20 protein-coding genes are annotated in these 19,658 nt (G+C 52.8%); 6 read left to right on the forward strand and 14 right to left on the reverse strand.

The genetic code is table 11. From position 1 onward, the window contains the following. Positions 1–541: 541 nt before the first annotated feature. The 6 genes from PT279_RS04560 to PT279_RS04585 all read left to right on the forward strand — a co-directional run bounded on the left by PT279_RS04560 (position 542) and on the right by PT279_RS04585 (position 9,000). Positions 542–1,105 carry a hypothetical protein gene (locus PT279_RS04560; protein ID WP_277165969.1) on the forward strand — a complete coding sequence of 188 codons (564 nt, stop codon included), beginning with the start codon at positions 542–544 and terminating at the stop codon, positions 1,103–1,105. Between the two features lie 486 nt (positions 1,106–1,591). Further along, positions 1,592–2,989 (forward strand): UTP--glucose-1-phosphate uridylyltransferase, encoded by a 1,398-nt coding sequence (locus PT279_RS04565; protein WP_277166588.1) that lies wholly within the window; start codon positions 1,592–1,594, stop codon positions 2,987–2,989. A gap of 266 nt (positions 2,990–3,255) precedes the next feature. Continuing rightward, a complete protein-coding gene (locus PT279_RS04570) occupies positions 3,256–5,178 on the forward strand; it encodes a WYL domain-containing protein (RefSeq protein WP_277165971.1) in 1,923 nt (640 codons plus the stop codon). Positions 5,179–5,252: 74 nt separating this feature from the next. Further along, positions 5,253–5,717 (forward strand): hypothetical protein, encoded by a 465-nt coding sequence (locus tag PT279_RS04575; protein WP_277165973.1) that lies wholly within the window; start codon positions 5,253–5,255, stop codon positions 5,715–5,717. Between the two features lie 203 nt (positions 5,718–5,920). Then, positions 5,921–8,569, forward strand: coding sequence for a DEAD/DEAH box helicase (locus PT279_RS04580; RefSeq protein WP_277166589.1), 2,649 nt, complete (start codon positions 5,921–5,923; stop codon positions 8,567–8,569). 83 nt (positions 8,570–8,652) lie between these two features. Then, positions 8,653–9,000 carry an RNA polymerase-binding protein RbpA gene (locus PT279_RS04585; RefSeq protein ID WP_277165975.1) on the forward strand — a complete coding sequence of 116 codons (348 nt, stop codon included), beginning with the start codon at positions 8,653–8,655 and terminating at the stop codon, positions 8,998–9,000. A gap of 386 nt (positions 9,001–9,386) precedes the next feature. Here the strand turns inward: PT279_RS04585 and PT279_RS04590 are convergent, their stop codons facing one another. The 14 genes from PT279_RS04590 to rlmN form a co-directional block, all read right to left on the reverse strand. After that, positions 9,387–9,767 carry a hypothetical protein gene (locus PT279_RS04590; protein ID WP_277165977.1) on the reverse strand — a complete coding sequence of 127 codons (381 nt, stop codon included), beginning with the start codon at positions 9,765–9,767 and terminating at the stop codon, positions 9,387–9,389. A 118-nt stretch (positions 9,768–9,885) separates the two neighbouring features. Beyond that, positions 9,886–10,464, reverse strand: a complete 579-nt coding sequence (locus PT279_RS04595; protein ID WP_277166590.1) for a MerR family transcriptional regulator — start codon at positions 10,462–10,464, stop codon at positions 9,886–9,888. A gap of 145 nt (positions 10,465–10,609) precedes the next feature. Then, positions 10,610–11,050, reverse strand: a complete 441-nt coding sequence (locus PT279_RS04600) for an FHA domain-containing protein (RefSeq protein ID WP_277165979.1) — start codon at positions 11,048–11,050, stop codon at positions 10,610–10,612. Positions 11,051–11,055: 5 nt separating this feature from the next. After that, positions 11,056–11,868, reverse strand: a complete 813-nt coding sequence (locus PT279_RS04605; protein WP_277165981.1) for a DUF881 domain-containing protein — start codon at positions 11,866–11,868, stop codon at positions 11,056–11,058. Positions 11,869–11,874: 6 nt separating this feature from the next. Continuing rightward, the gene (locus PT279_RS04610; RefSeq protein WP_277144945.1) at positions 11,875–12,207 is read right to left on the reverse strand and encodes a small basic family protein; all 333 of its coding nucleotides are present in this window, start codon (positions 12,205–12,207) and stop codon (positions 11,875–11,877) included. Then, on the reverse strand, positions 12,207–13,184 hold the full coding sequence (locus PT279_RS04615) for a DUF881 domain-containing protein (RefSeq protein WP_277165984.1): 978 nt from the start codon (positions 13,182–13,184) through the stop codon (positions 12,207–12,209). Before PT279_RS04615 ends, PT279_RS04610 begins: the two co-directional genes overlap by 1 nt. Further along, a complete protein-coding gene (locus PT279_RS04620; protein ID WP_277165986.1) occupies positions 13,185–13,793 on the reverse strand; it encodes a CDP-alcohol phosphatidyltransferase family protein in 609 nt (202 codons plus the stop codon). 9 nt (positions 13,794–13,802) lie between these two features. After that, complete coding sequence (hisG, locus tag PT279_RS04625; protein ID WP_277165988.1) at positions 13,803–14,654, reverse strand: ATP phosphoribosyltransferase; 852 nt, start codon at positions 14,652–14,654, stop codon at positions 13,803–13,805. 63 nt (positions 14,655–14,717) lie between these two features. Beyond that, a complete protein-coding gene (locus tag PT279_RS04630) occupies positions 14,718–14,981 on the reverse strand; it encodes a phosphoribosyl-ATP diphosphatase (protein ID WP_277165990.1) in 264 nt (87 codons plus the stop codon). Between the two features lie 49 nt (positions 14,982–15,030). Then, complete coding sequence (rpe, locus tag PT279_RS04635; RefSeq protein WP_277165993.1) at positions 15,031–15,696, reverse strand: ribulose-phosphate 3-epimerase; 666 nt, start codon at positions 15,694–15,696, stop codon at positions 15,031–15,033. Between the two features lie 135 nt (positions 15,697–15,831). Beyond that, entirely contained in the window at positions 15,832–16,806 is a 975-nt protein-coding gene (gene lgt, locus PT279_RS04640) for a prolipoprotein diacylglyceryl transferase (RefSeq protein ID WP_277165994.1), read from the reverse strand. A 104-nt stretch (positions 16,807–16,910) separates the two neighbouring features. Beyond that, the gene (gene hisI / locus PT279_RS04645; RefSeq protein WP_277165996.1) at positions 16,911–17,333 is read right to left on the reverse strand and encodes a phosphoribosyl-AMP cyclohydrolase; all 423 of its coding nucleotides are present in this window, start codon (positions 17,331–17,333) and stop codon (positions 16,911–16,913) included. Positions 17,334–17,445: 112 nt separating this feature from the next. Beyond that, on the reverse strand, positions 17,446–18,234 hold the full coding sequence (gene hisF / locus PT279_RS04650) for an imidazole glycerol phosphate synthase subunit HisF (RefSeq protein WP_277165999.1): 789 nt from the start codon (positions 18,232–18,234) through the stop codon (positions 17,446–17,448). A 186-nt stretch (positions 18,235–18,420) separates the two neighbouring features. Further along, on the reverse strand, positions 18,421–19,644 hold the full coding sequence (rlmN, locus tag PT279_RS04655; protein WP_277166001.1) for a 23S rRNA (adenine(2503)-C(2))-methyltransferase RlmN: 1,224 nt from the start codon (positions 19,642–19,644) through the stop codon (positions 18,421–18,423). Positions 19,645–19,658: the final 14 nt, after the last annotated feature.

Raw genomic sequence — 19,658 nt, forward strand, 5'->3', positions numbered from 1 at the left:
TATCACGCGCGTGAGCGGACGCTGCCGCCTCGCTGCTCCTGATCTCACTCATAACACAAAATGATAACACCAATCACAACATACTCAACACTGCCATGCGACATTGATCGCACAGCAGGTAAAGAGAATCAGAAACAGTTCTGGCTCTCATATATTGAAGGTTCTGCGACTGCCGTCGTTTTGCTTTCGTGGTTTCAATGACGTCGAAGGCCCGATTGCCTAGGCATTTCGAGATGCAGACGGCTTTGCCTTAATGCAGCCTGCACAAGGTTGCTCGCGCCGATGCGGCATGACCGGATGATGGCGATAAACCAGGCGAGGTTAGGTATCTTGTTTTGGCGGAACTTATTTGGACGACGATTTGCAACGACTGCATGCGCGCCTACTGAATAAAGCATACAACCGACGAATTCGACGCATACGAGTGCATAACTTGTCATACAGAACTTACATGTGACAATCTTTCATTCCGTGGTTTCAATTATGTAAGTTTGCATCACAAAAGATTATAATTATATATGTCTGTTCTGAAGGGGATGATATGGAAGCGATAAATACAATAATGGGTTTCCTAAAATGGTTGATTTCGATTTTTGCTGGATGGGGGTTTCCTCTAACTCGTTTCATTGTCAATGCACAAGGAATCGCAGTAACCAACTATCAGGAATTACCCGGCCTTTGGTTTGTTTTGAATATAATCATCGGCTTGGTTCTCATCATTTTGGTTTTGATCATAGTGGTTACTGCTTTGTTGTGTGTGCCAGGTTTCTTGATCGATCGGACAGTAGATTATGATAAGAAAACGGAACCCGATACTGTAGAACTCCTAAGAAACAGGCAGACACTCAAGGATGACCAATACTTTACTTACTGGGTTTGGCAACGCAGAAAAAGAAAACTGCTTGAGACTTGGCTTGGCGACAATCTTACTGGATTAAGACCAGAGGGCCGTGATCTGTTTGGATTTGACTCAAGCAGATTTGCACATAACCATAACATCGGATTCAGAATTCCATATCGCCGTTATGTATGGTGTGAGCACAACGGCAGCAATAGATATACCGTGGCTAAGGATCGGCTCCAACAATCTTCGTATTCAAGATAAATTTTCGATGTTCGTGTCTATCAATCCAGTCAACGTTGAAACCGTGAAACAATGGCATCATTGTCGCTATTGTTTTATAAGAAGTCTTTAGCAACATCTAAGTTTCAGCGATTTTTCTCATTGCTGCGTCTCACAGATTCATCCGTTCAAGAGTCGACAGTAACGGATGGTCGCAGGTTCGAATTCAGATGATCGGACAAATCATCGCCAGAATCGCAAGGTTCCGGCGATGATTCTTTTTTACAAACCTATTCCAGTAGCGATTTCATACACAATACGATAGCAATTTGACATCCCTAAACCTCACATTTTTACTGTTCATTTACGTTTCGTCGGCTTTCCGTTCAGCGAGCTTTCAGAAAAGCTAGTACAGTGGAAAACTATGTTTATCGGTTGCCGTTTTGGGACGGCCGATAAGAATGAAAGAAAACTCGTCTATGAAAGAGGTGCGGCTTGGAAGACGCCTTCGAGGCTTCGGCGCAAAAGATGCACGAAGCGCATATGAGCGATGTCGCCATTGCACAATTCAAGAGACTCTATGAGGAGTGGCAACACAATACTGCCAGCAGCTGGATCCGTGAGGATGAGGTCGAACCGCTGCAGAATGTACCCAGTTTCCACGACGTGTACAAGACCATCGATCACGACCAGGCGGTGCACGCTTTCGCCAAGACCGCGTTCCTCAAACTCAACGGCGGTCTGGGCACCTCGATGGGCCTCGACAAGGCGAAGTCGCTGCTTCCGGTTCGTCGTCACAAGGCACGTCCGATGCGTTTCATCGATATCATCATGGGCCAGGTCACCACAGCCCGGCAGCGCCTCAACGTCCCGTTGCCGCTGACCATGATGAATTCGTTCCGCACTTCCAAAGACACGATAGAGGCACTCAGCGAAAGCAAGAATTTCCATCAGGAAGACGTCCCGCTGGAAATCGTGCAGCATCAGGAGCCCAAGATCGATGTGCAGACCGGAAAGCCCGCGCAGTTCCCGGAAAATCCGGAGCTGGAATGGTGCCCACCAGGTCATGGCGATTTGTTCGCTACAATCTGGGAATCAAAACTTCTGGACATCTTGGAGAGCAAAGGTCTCGAATACCTGTTCATATCCAATTCCGATAATCTTGGCGCACGTCCTTCAAGGACCTTGGCCCAGTATTTCGAAAACACGGGCGCTCCTTTCATGGTCGAAGTCGCTAACCGTACCTATGCGGACCGCAAAGGCGGCCATTTCGTGCGAGACAAGAAATCCGGACGTCTCGTCCTGCGTGAAATGACCCAGGTCAATCCCGAAGACAGGGAAGCTGCGGAAGACATCGAGCGTCACCCCTATTTCAACACCAACAGCATCTGGGTGCGTATCGACGCCCTTAAGTCCCTGCTGGAGCAATATAACGGGGTTCTGCCTCTCCCGATCATCCGTAATTACAAGACCGTCGATCCTGCCGATCCCGATACCGAGAAAGTCGTGCAGCTGGAAACAGCCATGGGCGCGGCGATCGGCCTTTTCGATGGCGCCATCTGCGTACAGGTCGACCGTATGCGTTTCCTGCCGGTCAAGACCACCGACGACCTCTTCATCATGCGTTCTGACCGGTTCCATCTGACTGATTCCTACGAGATGGAGGACGGCAACTACCTTTTCCCGGACGTGACGCTGGACCCGAAGTACTACCGCAACATCGAGGATTTCAACGATCGTTTCCCGTACGCAATCCCTTCATTGGCTGCAGCCAATTCGGTAACTATCAACGGCGACTGGACCTTCGGCCATGATGTGGTCTTCTACGGGGACGCGGTTTTGAAGGATCAGGGCAAACCAAGTTATGTACCAAACGGAGAATTTGTGGGTCCTCAAGGCATAGAGCCCGACGAATGGCTCTGGTGATTCTCCGAACGAGCCGGAAACCAGAATGGTGATTTCAACGTCCGTTTCCGGCTCGTTCATATTCGCTTTGAGCTGCGACGGAACCGAGAAGTAATACCTGATTGGTTGATTTGGGGCTTCAAAAAGCGCAGAACACGCGGTAAAAGGTGAGAAAAAGAATTAAATTTGTAAAAATCCGCAATTCACTGAAAAAAGCATCTAATATAGATAAGGGTGTGTCATAAAGGCACATACTTAAATTGAACATTAACGATACGTGAGGACTAATGGCAGAAGGAAGCAACGGGAGGCGTCGTTTTTCCGACAAGTGGGGCAAGCACGAACTGGACGTACTTGCTGTCCTATCATCTGCGTTCCCACAATGGTTGACTTCACGACAGATAGCGCAGCGCGTCAAGGCATACGCCGATTCCTATGGGGAACTCGCCGATCAGGCGGCGAAGGCGGCCTTCGCCAAGCAATTTCAACGTGATCGAGCAAAGCTGGCGGCAATGGGCATCGCCATCGAATCGCGTCAACCCGAATACTCTTCAAAGTCCGAGGGACAGGATTTCGCATCCTATCGCCTGCAACTTGGCGATGAGCCGAGGGTGCGTCTGCGCTTCAAGCAGGAGGATTTGCCGGTACTCGCAGCCGCCAACTATCTGGCCCGTTCGATGTCGATTTCTTCGTCCTCAGCGAAACATGAGGAACAACAGCATACCTCCCGTACCGCACCACGTGTGCCTCAGACCCCGACGCCGGGCCTTGGACTCGATTCGATAGCTCCCGGGCTTGGCACCCAGCCGATTCCGGACAATCTGATGAAAGTGGTCGATCAGCGTCGTTTCGCCGCCACCATTGACGTGGACGGCGGACACATGAACGTCGCCTATACCGATTCCGACGATCTGGCCATGTTCATGTTGGAGCATCCCGGTTCCTCGGTGATTTCTCCGCAGGAAGCGGTGGATGCATGGAACCGCAGGCTCGACGCCGCCGCCAATTTCACGTTGGCCGACGAAAGCCAAAGCGAAATCCGGGAGACCATCGTCACACCGTCGATCAACAAGACGACCGTCAACGGCGAAGTCGACCCGGAAAACGGAAAGTCCCATTCCAAACGCAATTCCTCCTTCCAAACCGGCAGTGAAGTTGATCGCAGGCTGCGCCTGATGCTCTTCCTTTCGGCCCATCTCGGCGAGGAATACTCATTGGAGGAACTCGCCGAGCGTTTCATCGGTGAGCCGAAGACCGAAGATGAAAAGAAGAAGGGTGTCGCTGTCATCCGCAAGGACATCAACACCCTCACCACCGTTTCCGACGATGGCGAGATGGCCGGCAGCCAGTTCTTTGATATCGATTGGTCCCTGTTGGACGCCGATGGCATTGTTTCCGCCACCAATTCGTTGGGTCTTGAACGTCTGGCGGGTATTTCTCAGCAATATCTAAGCATGCTGACGGCCTCGGTGAGCTATCTTGCGCATTCTTCCTTGCTTCCCCTGGAGCAGCGTGAACAGGCGGAATCGTTGTACGTCCGTCTGCGTCAGCATGTCAAGCCAGGGGAGACCCCGTGGCTTTCGTTGACTGGCTACGAGGTCGAGCCACGCAGTTTCAGCGTGGTAAAGCGCGCGATTTCCACCGATTCCTTGCTGGATATGGAATACACCGATGGCACGGGTCGCACCCGTCGCAAGCTGGTTGCACCTTCCAAGATCTTCGTGGACGAAGGTGTCTATTATGTTGCCGTGTGGACCGACGTCGCCAAGGCCGCTCCGAAGAGCGAAAAGAAATTCGTTTCCAAAGACACGACCATCAACAAGGCCACCGGCCAGCCGCGCATCTGGCAGGTGCTGCGTCTTTCCCGTATCGAAAAGGCCGATCTTGTTCAGCCGACTGCTCAGCTCGATATCCCGGATGTCCCTGTGGCAGAACTGCGCAAATGGAGCTTTGATAACGGCACTCCGACCGTCTTCATTACCGACAAACCGGATCTCCCGTTCATCAAAACGTTGCCGGGGGCCACGGTCGAACGGTGCGGAGAGGGCGAAAAGGTCCATTTGACGGTTTCTTCGGATTCCTGGTTCGTGGCCTTCGCCATCGCGCATGCGCGTCATATTACCGCGGTGGCACCAGAACCGCTGCTGACGATGATCGTTGCTCGCGCCCATCGAGAGCTCAGTCTTGAGAACAACAAGCAGGAAAAGTAGGTTCGTAACGGAAACCGAAGATTTTGATTGCGATAAGATAAACCGCAATCATTGAAATCGGAAAGGGGAGTCACATGCCTTGGTGGGGTTGGATCATCGTCGCGGTAGTCATGCTTGCGGCTCTTGCTGCCGGTCTCGTCTATACCGGTATTCATGCGGTTCGTGCGGCCCACAGCATAGCAGACACGGGTAAAGAAATACAGGACTATCTCAATGTGATGCAGCAATCCGAGCCTTCCAACGAAATTCAGGAAAAGCCGCTGTTTACCCAGCCTCTTTCTACTGCGGCGCATCGTTACAGCCTTGCACAAACCGAAGTCGAGCGCCGGAGAATCTCGCGACATAACCGTCACGCAGAACGCTGGAGCATTTGGAGGCATAACAAGGTTCCGTTCACCGGAAACGTTCCTTCGCAAACGAACCAAGCGGTTTCCCCATCGTCAAACCAGGCTTTTGACGGCATCATACTGGACAGTCGGCTTTCGTCGGATGAGAAAAACCGGGACGATTCCAGTCGCAATATTGCAAAGGCCGATTAAATGGCCGTTGCAACGCCCCTTTCGAATATCCTGCCGTTGCATAGCAGCATATTCGTCTTTCATGAATCGACAGTTTCGATCTTATGAGTCATTCACATCATTATCGCCATAAAAAGCATCAGGATCTGGAATCCGAGGATTTCAACGCCAGGACAGACCAATCTTCATCCGAGGAACAGCCTTTGTCGCCGTCGCAGCGCTATATGGCGTTCAAAAAACATAGCACCTACGAAAGGTCGGAGGCGGCACGATTTGCCCGGACGCTGCCGTTTGAGCTCGATTCTTTCCAGATAGAGGCGAATGAAGCCCTCGAAGCAGGCAAGAACGTGCTGGTCGCTGCACCCACAGGTGCAGGGAAAACCATCGTTGCCGATTTCGCCATGCACTTGGCACAGGAAAAGAACGTCAAGGCGTTCTACACCACCCCCATCAAGGCTTTGAGCAACCAGAAATACCATGATCTGGTCGAAATCTATGGCAGCGATCATGTAGGCCTCTTGACCGGTGATACCTCAATCAATTCCGAGGCCAATATCGTAGTGATGACCACTGAGGTTCTGCGCAATATGCTCTACGAGAACTCGGAAACGTTGCGGGCGTTGCGCTATGTCATCCTCGACGAAGTCCATTATCTGGCCGACAAATTCCGCGGGCCGGTGTGGGAAGAAGTCATCATTCATCTTCCTGCGTCCGTCAAAATCGTCGGTCTTTCCGCCACCGTATCCAACGTGGAGGATTTCTGCGCATGGATCGAGTCCGTTCGAGGGGCTACGAAACTGGTGGTCTCCGAAAAGCGTCCTGTCCCTCTCGAACAGCATGTCATCGTGCAATCAGACGAGCAGCATGAACCTGAACTCATCGATCTTTACCGCCACAACAAAAACGGCGTACAAACCGACAAGCTCAATGCGAAGTTGGTCGAGCGCATCGACCAACTCGACAGGAAAGCCGCCTCCCGAGCTCACGAAGAATGGCGTGGCAGTAAAAACAGACATCGTAGGGGAGCCGTCGAGAGGCGCCGCAGACCTGGTCAGGTACGCCGCTATATATCTCGAAGATGGGCTGTGGTCGATGAACTGAACTTCATGGGGCTTCTTCCGGGCATCTATTTCATCTTCTCCCGCAATGGTTGTGACGAAGCCGTAGAGCAATGCCTGCGGGCCGGGTTGGAACTGACCACCAAGGAAGAGGTCATGCGTATCCGAGCCATCGTCGACGAGATGGTGGAGGGAGAGCTCGACCGCGCCGATCTCAAGGCGCTCGGTTTCGCGCGTTTCCGTTATGCGTTGGAAGAGGGGTTCGCTCCCCACCATGCCGGCATGGTCGCGCTGTTTCGGCAGATCGTGGAGCGGCTTTTTGAAGAGGGGCTGGTCAAGATGGTCTTCGCCACCGAGACACTGGCCTTGGGCATCAATATGCCGGCTCGTTGCGTGGTCATCGAAAAACTTGAGAAATTCAATGGTATCGACCATGTAATATTGACTCCGGGCGAATACACCCAGCTCACGGGCCGCGCTGGCAGACGTGGCATCGATACCATCGGGCACGCCGTCATCGTTGACCACCAGGGTTTTGTGCCGGCCACGGCAGCCTCGCTTTCCAGTAAACGCGTGTACCCGCTGCATTCGAGTTTCAAACCCACGTTCAACATGGCCGTGAATCTGCTCAATTCCAGCAGCTATGAGACGGCCCACGACACGCTCGATCATTCCTTTGCTCAGTGGGAGGCCAACGAATCGGCCGAAGATCTGGAATCACGCATACGGACCCTTCAAAAGGCGGTGGAAGGCTACGAGAACGCTTTCTCCTGCTCTCATGGTGATTTCAAGGAGTTCATGACCATCCGTCAGAAGCTTTCCTATCTGCAAAAAGATGAGCGCAGACATCTCAAACGCAGGAGCTTCACCAGCGATAAGGTACGTAGCGAAGCGTTCCGCGCTCTTGACAAACGTATCGAAACACTTAAAACAGAAGAAAGTGAGCACCCTTGCAAATCCTGCCCGGACTTCCAGAACCACCTGAAATGGGGGCATCGCTGGCTGCGGGAATCCAAGGAACTCAAGCATGCAAAAGGACGTTACGAGTCGCGCACCGGCTACGTTGCACGTCAGTTCGACCAGATCTGCGGTGTGCTTTCCTCACTTAGTTACCTTAAGGAAACCAAAGAGAATTTCGGCGTTGATGCATCGCAAAAAGGTCATCATAATTTATCTTCCTTAATCACGAATGACGAATCGGTTTCGAAAGCGTCAAATCCTCAGAACGAATCCTCAGAACGAATGCCCGAATCACAGCCTGTATCGGGGACACGCGACTATCAGCTCACCATGCGGGGGCAATTGCTTCGGCATCTGTATAGCGAATACGACCTGGTGCTTTCAGAAGCCATCACCGACGGTTTCCTGGATGAGCTGGAACCAGAGGAACTCGCTGCGACCCTGTCTTCGTTGGTCTATCAGGCACGCAGGGGAACAGACAACGAGCCACGGCGTTACCCGGGAGGACCTGGTGGCCCGGTGGCTTCAAGTTGCCGACAGTTGAGGGATGTCTTTGCCGATGTCGAGATGATGCGGGAGGATGCCGATCTCGATGAGTTGGAACCCTTGGATTTCGGACTTGTCGATGTCATGTATGACTGGGCCAGGGGAGAGGACCTTGCTCAGATCCTGCACGGTACCGAGCTCACGGGTGGCGATTTCGTACGCAATGCCAAGCGTCTATCTGATGTTTTGCAACAAATTTCAACCGCAGGCGCCTACTATGCGGCGGATAATCCTCATTTGGCCGAGAATGCAAGAAAAGCCAACAAACTGGTCAACCGCGGAATTGTTGCCTATTCGGGAGTTGAGTAAGCTGCAAAGAATACGGGCCGGGAATAATCGACTCGTCCTAACTGTTCTGTACTTTAGAAATAGACTATTAACAAGGAGTATGTATGGCGGAACGCAGTCTGCGCGGTATGAGCATCGGAGCGAAATCACTCGAATCCGATGAAAATGTGGATTTTGCAGCAAGGTCTGATGTAGCGTACGTATGCCCGAAAGGCCATCGTACGATTTTGCCGTTCGCTGAAGGTGCTGAAGTTCCGGACGAATGGGAATGCCGTTGCGGTGAGATTGCCAAGCGTGAAGACGCCAATCCCGACGAAGTCGACGAAATCAAGAAGCCGACCAGGACACACTGGGATATGCTCATGGAACGCCGTACCGAAGACGAGCTCAAGGAACTGCTTGACAAGCGCCTGAAGATGCATCGTGAAGGTTGGTTCCCGGATTACGAGTGAATCATCGGTTCGCCAAAAGATTTCACTAACGGTGATGGCTTGACGATATGCAAGCGGTCACCGTTTTTTTGTATTCGAATTCGTAGACTTGCCGTGGTGGATTATAAAGAGTTATTAAAAACCCGATAATGTACGTTATGTCAGATTTCTAAGAAATCTGACATAACGTTGCTACGTTATATACCAAGCTACGCTTGCTTACATAACGTAGCGCTCCACAACTGCACAGAAATCCGACATAACGTCTCGCGGCTATATACCCAAGCTACGCTCGCTTACATAATCGCTCGCGGTTGCTACGCGTTAATATACTCAGTTTCGCTTGACTTCCATAACGTAGTGCACGCCCCTATTCGTTGAAGAATAAATATTTTGCTGTTTCATTCTCAACTGATCGTTGTATGGTGACGTTTTGAGAGAACATTGTCGATGATGCTTCTTTGAGCTTTCTGGGCTTGAATATACATAAGAACTAGTTCAGCTACGAAAAAGACTCCCAGAACGATTGCAGACGGAATGCCAAGCATGGCGTAGACATGATGGATTGCACCGTGAATCTGAGCTCGCAACAACTTGTAGACGCCGTATGGAGCGCAGCACAGGAACATCGAAATGATCTGCATGATGATGACCGACCATTGGACGGTCTCGACCTTACGATGGTCGTCTTTTTTGCGCAGGGCACCGTTGATGGCGCAGATCGCACAGATCCCAAGCGCCCATAACAGGGCGAAGATCCATAACAATCCTGGAAATATAGCGGCCATATACTCGAAACCTTTGCGTCGGTGTTTGCTGGTGACTCTGAAATTTAAGAATCCAAATAAGTATAAACTGTAAATAACGATATTCGATAATTCTAAAAAAGTAACCGAAATACCGATATCAGTGCTGCGAAGCTCGTTCGAGACGTTGGTTTTCGAGTTTCTGACGCATTCGCTCTGCGGCAATGTCATCTATGGGCGAAACAGGCAGGGCGGATACAGAAGAGTCACCTAGCGTGATATCCATATGCTTCTCCTGCTCGAGCTGCGATTCGACCTGATGCCACAGCTTTCCCACCGAAACCCCGAAAACCGCAGTGCCTTCGTCAATCAGCTTCAGCACTTCGTCGCCGTTCTCGCATTCCTTGACATTCTGACCGTCGCAGATGATGGTCATGTGTTCAAGCTCAACGGTGCGATGATGAGAAAGAAAACCGATGGCAGCTGTGACGTTCTGCAGGTTGACGCCGATATCCAGCAACTTCTTTGACACGGCAAGAATCAGGACATCCTTGAACGAATACAGCCTTCTGGAACCCGAGCCATGAGAAGTAGCAATGGAAGGGACCAGGATTCGCTTACTGGCCCAGTAATCGAGCTGACGGTAAGTGATACCGGCAACCTTGGAAGCCACCGTTCCGCGGTATCCACGGGTTGCCGCCTCATCACTAGATTCTGCGAACAGCTCCCCCTGCACCAGGTCTGCAGAGTTTCCGCCTTTGGTTTTCGGGGGTTTGCCTCGAGAAGAAGAACGAGACGGTGCCCTGGCAATTGTCGTTACTTTGCTACTGGCCTTCACAGCGTTCTCCTTTCTTCGTTGCAGATTCCGATTCAGCGGAAAATTCTCACTGCGAGACCACAGCCGATGGTGAGAAGAAGACCAGACGGAACTTCCCTATCATGATCTCGTCGCCGTTGTGCAATGTCTCGCGATCCACACGCTGGCGGTTGACGTACGTTCCGTTGAGGCTTCCTGCGTCAACGACCTCGAATGTGTTGCCTGCACGTCGAAAAACCGCATGTGCACGGGATACCGTGGAATCGTCGAGAAGAATGTCGGCATGCGGGTCGCGTCCGACGCTCACTTCGTCTTCGTCGAGGAGGTAACGTGAGCCGGAGACCGCTCCCCTGGTCGAAATCAGCAACGCCGAGCCCGGAGACAACTTGGTGATGGTGTCCAGATCGTCTTGGGTCAAAGGACGGTCACCTGCAGAGGTGGCGGGAATATTGACAGCAGGCAGGCCAATGATGGTCGTTTCGCCCGCACTTGGAATCGGATTAGTCATATTGCTCATTCTACCGTTTTCGCATACTGATATTGCCCGACATCGCGTGTCTCGCTGATATCTACACTTTCGCTTTGCGTCACCGTGACGTCGGCTCCGAATTTCACCTTGAATCTCGAACCTACGCCGCCGGCGATATTGACGGCGTTCGCCAGATTCTGCGGATCACCGATGGCTTTGACCTCGTACGGGGTCTTCAGAGCCTGTCCGTCGCATTCCAAGCCCTTTTTGGTGTCGGAAATATACGTCGAAGTCACCACACGTACATTATCCAGCGCCATCACCTCGACACCGGCATTGCGCAGTTCCTCAACAAGTTGGAACATGGTGGCGGCATCGATGCGTTCCTTGCTCCCCTGCGAAATCGTGATGATGATGCCTTTGCCTTCTGCCGGAAGCCTCCCGGAAAGAATGCCGCTGGTATCCTCGTTCTCCTTGGCTATGCGCTGGGCTTCCTGCTGCTTGTTGGCGGACGCCTTCAGAGAATTGAGTTGGCCGGTGAGTTCGGTTTTGCGCTGCTGCAGGTTCTGCACCTGTGTGCTGGTTTCACTGATGAGCCTGGTGAGTTCTTCCTCACTCATGGTCTCGTAGCTGGAAGTCTTATTGTTGAGCTGGATGGCGTAACCGAAGCCAAGCAGGGCGCATAGAAGGACAATCAGGAGGCTGGTCATCAGTCTGGTGATGATTCCTCCGCCAATTTGCTTCGGCTTTTTGCGTACCACCGGGAAGGAACCGGTGTCGGTACGGTCGTTTTCCCGATCATGGGCATGCTGGATGTGCATGCTGTTGAGAATGTTATGTGTTTTTTTATCGGACATTGTTCGTCAGCCCTTGAAAATGAACCGGCGTATGGCGGAGACGTTCGAGAAGATTCGTATGCCGAGCACGACGATGACGGCTGTTTGCAACTGGGAACCGACGCCGAGCTGGTTGCCGAGCAGGACGAGCAACGTAGCGGTCAGGACGTTGGAGATGAAGGAGATGACAAACACCTTGTCAGAGAAGGAACGCTCGAAATAAGCCCTTGCGGCTCCCAGCAACGCGTCAAGTGCCGCCACCACCATAATCGGCAGGTATGGCTGAAGGACGATAGGGATATCCGGCTTCACGAAGATACCGATGATGACCCCGATGATCAGACCGAGCACTGCTGCCATCATTTGCTCCTTTTTGCGTAGGTCACTTTCGTGGCTTCCGCCGCCGCCAACCTCAGTGAGTAGGACCTTGACACCTGTGGGTTGATGCCCGCCGCGTTAAGTGTCCGGTACAAATCGGGTTGCGATTTGCTGTTCATTGCCTGTGACAGGTTTTTTGAATTACCTATCGCTTCTATCTTATAGGGACTTGCCACCTGGTTCACCCCTATGAGAATTGTCTGGCCTGCGGTGCGCACCGATGTCGAAACACCGATACGGTAGCCGTTGATGGAAATTGCTTCGGCTCCCGCCTTCCAGAGCAGGTTAACGATATCCTGCAGATCCGAATCGGTGATCACACGGATGTGGCTTGTGCCGTTTTCGCGAGGACCGGCACCGTTCGCAGCGCCAGATGCAACGGGATCGGCTAGTGTAAAGACGATTCCGGGCCCTTTGACGGCAAGTGCGCCATTCGCCATTTCATCTTGGGTCAGGGTGGAATCAGGTCCCGAATCCGGCATGGAATCCGCCTGCTTGACGACTCGGGAGTGCAGATCCGTCACTTCGTCGGTGACTTTCTTGAGACTGGTATTTTGCTGTTGAAGTTCCGAGACGAGACTTGCCCTCACTTGTTTGCGGGGATCGGTATTGAGCTGACGGACGAAAACGCTGCCGACGAAACCCACAGCGATGCATATGATGAAGACGATAATGCGGGTGAACCAGATGGAGAATTCCGAATGAGGTTTCTGCTGGGTTAGTCTGGCGTCGGAAAACAGGGGGTCGAGGGGGCGATTCGTCAGATCGTCAATCAGCCGAAGGCTGTCATCATCAACCTTGCGTCGGTGATGCGAAGAAAGCGCCAAGGCATCGTCAACGCTTACGACATGCCAGGAACCCAGATTTTGAACGGCTTTGGAAAACACCGCGCGTCGTTTGCTCGGTTGCTCGTCGATTTCCACGGAAAAGGACGAAGGCGTTCGTTCCGGTTTTGTCATTTATTTGTCCGAGTCGTGACGCAGCAAAGTGACACCTTGACGGATATAGATGTATCCGGCCAACCAATACAGGACGATGCCCCAGATTCCTGCAGCCAAGGCAGCCAGATGAAGGATTTGCGTAAAAGTGTTGCTCCATAAATCCGCGAAAATCAACGCGGTAATCGATATCATCAATAACGCGGTTCCGGCTTTGCCTACGAAATGAACCGGCAGCGGCCCATAGTCATGCTGTGCCAGAATCACAATCAATATGAGCAGTATCAGGTCTCGAAGACCGACCACGAAAAGCATCCACCATGGAATGATGCCTGCCCAACCGAGAGCCAGAATACTGCAGAATATCAGAAGCCTGTCCGCCACCGGATCAAGAATCTGACCTATTTTGCTGACCTGGTTCCATTTGCGGGCAATGATCCCGTCCAAACCATCACTTGCCGCCGAAATCGCCAACACAACCAACGCGGCGATCATCTTGTGCTGCGCGGTCAACCACGAAATAAAGGGAATCGAGACGATGCGCAGAATACTGATGAGGTTCGGAACGGTGAAGTAGATATCACGCGCGTCCGGACTGTAACGGTTGTTGGAATTGATCGGAAGTTTCATGAGTCAGGTTCAGATTCTTGAAGCTTGCAGGGCAGTGACGATGATGGCTCGGGCACCGACGTCGTAAAGTTGGTCCATCGTCTGATTCACCTTCTCGCGTTCCACCATGGCACGGACTGCACACCACTGTTGGTCATGAAGCGGTGAGATGGTCGGACTTTCCAGTCCGGGTGTAAGTGCCACGGCTGCGCCAACCTTGCTGACCGGTACGTCATAGTCCATCATCACGTATCGTCGGGCGGTCAGCACGCCTTCGAGACGCCGCTTGAAAATCATAAGCTGCTTATCATCCTCGTTGATGTGCGGGGAACGGATGAGGATGGCCTCGGAGTGAAGAATCGGATCGCCGAAAATCCTCAAGCCGGCATTGTGCAAAGTGGTACCTGTGGAAACCACATCGGCGATCAAATCGGCGACACCGAGCTGAACAGAGGATTCTACGGCACCGTCCAAGTGAGTGATGTCGGCATGAAGTCCATGCTTGTCCAAGTAATCGCGAACAAGCTTGTCGAATGAACTTGCAATCCGCTTGCCTTCGATATCCTCAAATGTGTTGATTGAAGAATCGTTGGGAGCGGCGAAACGGAAAGTGGAGGCGCCGAAGCCGAGCGGAAGATACTCTGTGGCTTTGGTATCGGTGTTAAGCAGCATATCTCGGCCTGTGATGCCGATATCAATGGCGCCTTGGCCTACATAAATGGCAATGTCCAAAGGGCGGAGGTAGAAAAGCTCCACATCGTTGTCGTGGTCTTCAACCACCAATTGACGGGGCTGGGTGCGCAGTTGGTACCCGGCTTCCTGCAGCAGACTCCAGGCAGGTTCAGAGAGCATGCCCTTGTTGGGCACGGCAATTCTCAGCATTTTCTTTCCTCCTTTACTTCTTGATATCCATCGACTTCAAACAGCGCAAAATGTCAGCAGGGCCTAGAGGTTTTTATAAAGATCCTCTAAGCTGATGCCGTGCTTGATCATCATCACCTGAATGTGGTAGATGAGCTGGCTCATCTCCTCGGCGGTCCGGTCGGCACCTTCGTATTCGGCTGCGATCCAGGTCTCTCCCGCCTCTTCGTTAATTTTCTTGCCAATGAAATGGGTGCCCTTGTCAAGCTCGTCGACTGTCTTGGAACCCACCGGACGGTTCTCTGCCTTTTCACTGAGCTCTTTGAACAGTGATTCGAATGTCTTCATCTTTGCTCTCCGTTGTTTCTCACACCGCTAAGCGCGTGTCATGATCATATCAGGCCTGATATGCGGCCTGTGCCTTCGCACGAATATCGTCGATTGCCTTGGCACGGTCATCCGCTCCATAGACGGCAGAACCAGCGACGAGCACATCGGCACCGGCCTTGGCGACAATGTCGGCGGTCTTGGGGCTCACACCGCCATCAACCTGAATGTGGGTGTTGAGGCCACGACGGGTGATTTCGTCACGCAGGCGACGAACCTTAGCCATCTGGTTGTCAAGGAATTTCTGGCCACCGAAGCCGGGTTCTACCGTCATAATCAAAATCATGTCGAATTCCTCGAGGATATCGAAAATCGGTTCGACCGGTTCCGCCGGACGCACAGCGAAGCATGCCTTGCAGCCCATCTCATGCAACTGGCGCGCGAGACGGACAGGAGCATGTACGGCACCCATATGGAAGCTCACCGAAGCCGCTCCGAGCTTGGCGTATTCGGGAGCCCAGCGGTCTGGATCCTCGATCATCAGATGCACGTCGACCGGCAGGTCGGTAACCTCGCAGATACGCTTGACGACAGGTTCGCCAAGCGTGAGATTCGGGACGAAATGATGGTCCATCACATCGACATGGACCAGATCGGCATGGTCGATGGCTTTGAGGTCACGTTCAAGATTGCAGAAATCCGCTGAAAGAATGCTTGGTGCGATTTGAATGGTCATAATTGTATATCCTATGCTGTGCGAACGACTTGAAAACGGCTCATAACAAAGCCTGCAAGAATCCTAATCTCTTTTTTAGACATAAGAATTTTTCATGTCGCAATATCATTTGAGATTATCTCGCCTTTCGAAGGTCTATTTTTTCCCGCTCCTGTCTTTGGTCTTTTGGGCATCGGCTTCGATACGTTCCTCGACCTCGGTCAAGGTGCGCAGGCGTTCGGCAAGGCTGATGGTGGAACTACCCAGCTTTTGCACGACGATGAATGCCACCACACCCAGTACAAAGACGACCAGGGAAACCCAGACATTGACCCGTACTCCGAGGATTTCGTGCGCGAAATCGATGCGCAATGCCTCGATCCAGGTGCGTCCGGCCGTGTACCACATCACGTAAATGGTGAAGAGACTGCCGGCTTTGAGCTTGTTCATCGCTTTGCGGCCAATCCAGATAATGAGCGCCGCACCGATGAGGTTCCAAATCATCTCATAGAGGAATGTAGGTTGAAAAAGGGTTCCTGTCGGGCAGGTCTCCCCGTCATAGCACTGTTCGCCGTGGCCGATGGCCGAGCCCGTCATGTTGAGTTTCAGACCCCATGGCAGGGTTGTGGGAGCACCGTAAAGCTCCTGATTGAACCAGTTGCCCAGCCTTCCTACCGCCTGCGCCACCAGAAGTGCAGGAGCGACGGCATCGGCGAGCAATGCCATCGGATAATGCTTGTGACGGCACCATGCCCAAGCGGCCAATGCGCCGAAGAGCACCCCGCCCCAGATGCCAAGGCCGCCATTCCAGATACGCAGTATCTCCATTGGATCGCCGTTGGGTCCGAAGAACCGTTCCGGGGTAGTCACCACATGATAAAGACGTGCGCCGATGATGCCTGCCGGCACTGCGCACAAAGTGATGTCAAGGATCTGGTCGAAGTTGCCACCGACTTTCTTCCAGCGCTTTTCGCAGATCCATACCGCAAGTACGATGCCCAGAAGGATGCACAGGGCATAGAAACGGATCGGGATGGGACCGATTGACCAATTGCCGATGGAAATCCGAGGGATGACGACCTTTGAAATACTTGGAGATGGAATATACGCCAAGCTTTGTCCTGCAAACATACCCAATGTCAATCCTTGTGTCATGGCCCCTCAAAGCATCATTTACGATATTGTCTCTGTCGGCCATCATATCCGAGACCGTAACCGCTATATATTGCCGAGCCTCAACGGCAGATGTCATTGGCTGTGTCTTCTGGCTTTCGTTCGCCAACGACGACAGGTACTTCCCCACCTTCATCAAAGCAGGAGCGTGCCCCGGTGTGGCAGGCGGCACCGACCTGGTCCACCTCGACCAACAATGCGTCGCCATCACAATCGAGGGAAAGGCCTTTTACATATTGGACATGTCCGGAAGTATCGCCTTTGCGCCAATATTCCTGACGTGAACGCGACCAGAAAGTCACCCGTCCGGTGGTCAGGGTGCGTCGCAGCGCCTCGTCGTTCATGTAACCGACCATAAGCACCTGTTTGGAATCGTATTGCTGGATCACCGCTGCCACGAGGCCTTTGTCGTCGCGTTTCAGGCGTGCTGCAAGACGTGGATCCAACGCTTTGCTGTTGTCATATTCCATATTGTTGTTCTTCATTTTTCTCTTCAGTCTTCCTTGATCTTCGCTATTACTGTGGGATTCGATTGAACAAGAGACAGGAAATCCTATCGTAATACGATGCTCATTGACTTATCAGTTTCTTAAACACCTATCGGGCGAGCAACGGCTCACGCACGGTGATGCCATGTTCTTTCATCGTCTGCTTGACCTGGGCGATGGTCATCTTACCGTAATGGAACACCGAAGCGGCAAGTACCGCATCGGCACCCGCTTCTACAGCTGGCGGGAAATCCTCGAGCTTGCCGGCACCGCCACTGGCGATCAGCGGGATATTGACCACTTTGCGCATGGCTTTGAGCATTTCGATATCGAAGCCGTCGCCGGTGCCGTCAGCGTCCATGGAATTGAGCAGAATCTCGCCGACGCCGAGTTCCTGCGCACGTTGCGCCCACCAAAGCGCGTCGATACCGGTGGAATGCCGGCCACCCATGGTAGTGACTTCGAAACCGGACTGGGTATGCTGCTCGCCTTTTTCGCGCCTTGCGTCAACGGAAAGTACCAGAACCTGATTGCCGAAACGCTGCGCGACCTGGCTGATCAGCTCAGGATTGTTGATGGCGGCTGTATTGACGCTGACCTTATCGGCACCGCTGCGCAGCAATGCGTCAACGTCGCCGACCGTGCGCACTCCCCCTCCGACGGTCAAAGGAATGAAAATCTGGCCGGCAGTGCGGGTGACCACGTCCATCATGGTCTGCCGGTGGCTGCTGGAGGCCGTCACGTCGAGGAAGGTCAGCTCGTCGGCGCCTTCATCGTAATAGCGCCCGGCAAGTTCAACCGGATCACCGGCATCCCGTAGGTTCTCGAAATGGACGCCTTTGACCACACGTCCATCGTCCACATCCAAGCATGGAATCACTCGTACCGCCAATGACATAGGCCAACTCCTACTCAACCGTCAAATATCTGACTCAAGACTAATTCATCGTCGGGAACAAGGAACGCAGCGTCTCAAAACATCGCTTGGTCTGGTTCATACCGGTTCAGTGGAATAAACGTAGTCTGCGATTTATATACGCGAGCAATCCATGTGGTTTCAATCGCTGGATACGACGATACCCTTCTACGCACGTATATTTTTTGCAGCCAGCTGTCCGCAAGCACCATCGATATCCGAGCCACGGGTATCGCGCAGTGTCGCTGTGATGCCGGCGCTGTGCAGGATATCGAGGAACCGTATCTCATCTTCTGGCTTCGAGGCGGTCCATTTCGAGCCTTCGATGGGATTCAACGGAATTGGGTTGACATGCACCCAGTTGTCGCCGTAATGGTTGAGACGATGCGCCAGTTGTCGGGCGTGCTCGGCTTGGTCGTTGATGCCGCGCATGAGCGCGTATTCGATGCTCACGCGACGATGACTGGCCAGATAGTAGTCGTGTGCGGCATCGAGCACCTGCTCGGAATCGAAACGTCGGTTCATCGGCACCAGTTCGTCGCGAAGCGTGTCGTTAGGCGCATGCAACGAAACGGCAAGACGCACCGGAATTCCCTCATTTGTCAGTTTTTTGATGCCGGGGACGACACCGACAGTGGAAACCGTGATATTACGTGCGGAAATGCCGAAGCCCTCCGGTGGCATGGCGCTGATCTGGCGAACAGCGGACAATACGGATTTGTAGTTGCCCATGGGCTCGCCTTCGCCCATGAAGACGACATTGCTCAGACGCCCCGGACCTCCGGCGATCTTGCCTTCCGCCATGGCTTTGGCGGCGATGCGAACCTGCTCGAGGATTTCCGCCGTGGAAAGGTTGCGTGTCAGGCCGAGCTGACCGGTGGCGCAGAAGGGGCAGCCCATGCCGCAACCGACCTGGCTGGAAATACAGAGCGTGGCACGGTTGGGGTAACGCATCAGCACCGATTCGATATGCGAGCCATCGAAAAGTTTCCAAAGCGTTTTGATCGTCGTTCCATTGTCGGCGACCTGATGCGTCACCTCGGTGATCAGCGTCGGGAAGAACGCCTGTTGCGCGGCTTCCCTTTTGGCTGCGGGAAAATCGGTGAATGTGGAGACGTCGTTGTTGAAATGCTCGAAATAATGGTTGCCAAGCTGCTTGACCCTGAATTTCGGCATGCCCAGTTGCTTGGCCGTTTCGATGCGCTGTTCGTCGGTCATATCGGCAAAATGCAACGGCGGCTTTCCACGCCGGGCATGGTTTTTTGCCAGCACATCACGGAACGCCCCGGAGTCTCCTCCGGCAGTCACTCCCGATTCAACGGATACGGTTTCGCTTGAAAGAGCATTTGCCGATTCCGAAAGCCCGGAATCATTTTTTGCAACATCATCCATAATCATCATCATTC

The sequence above is a fragment of the Bifidobacterium sp. ESL0784 genome (assembly GCF_029433295.1).
Taxonomy (GTDB): Bacteria; Actinomycetota; Actinomycetes; order Actinomycetales; family Bifidobacteriaceae; genus Bifidobacterium.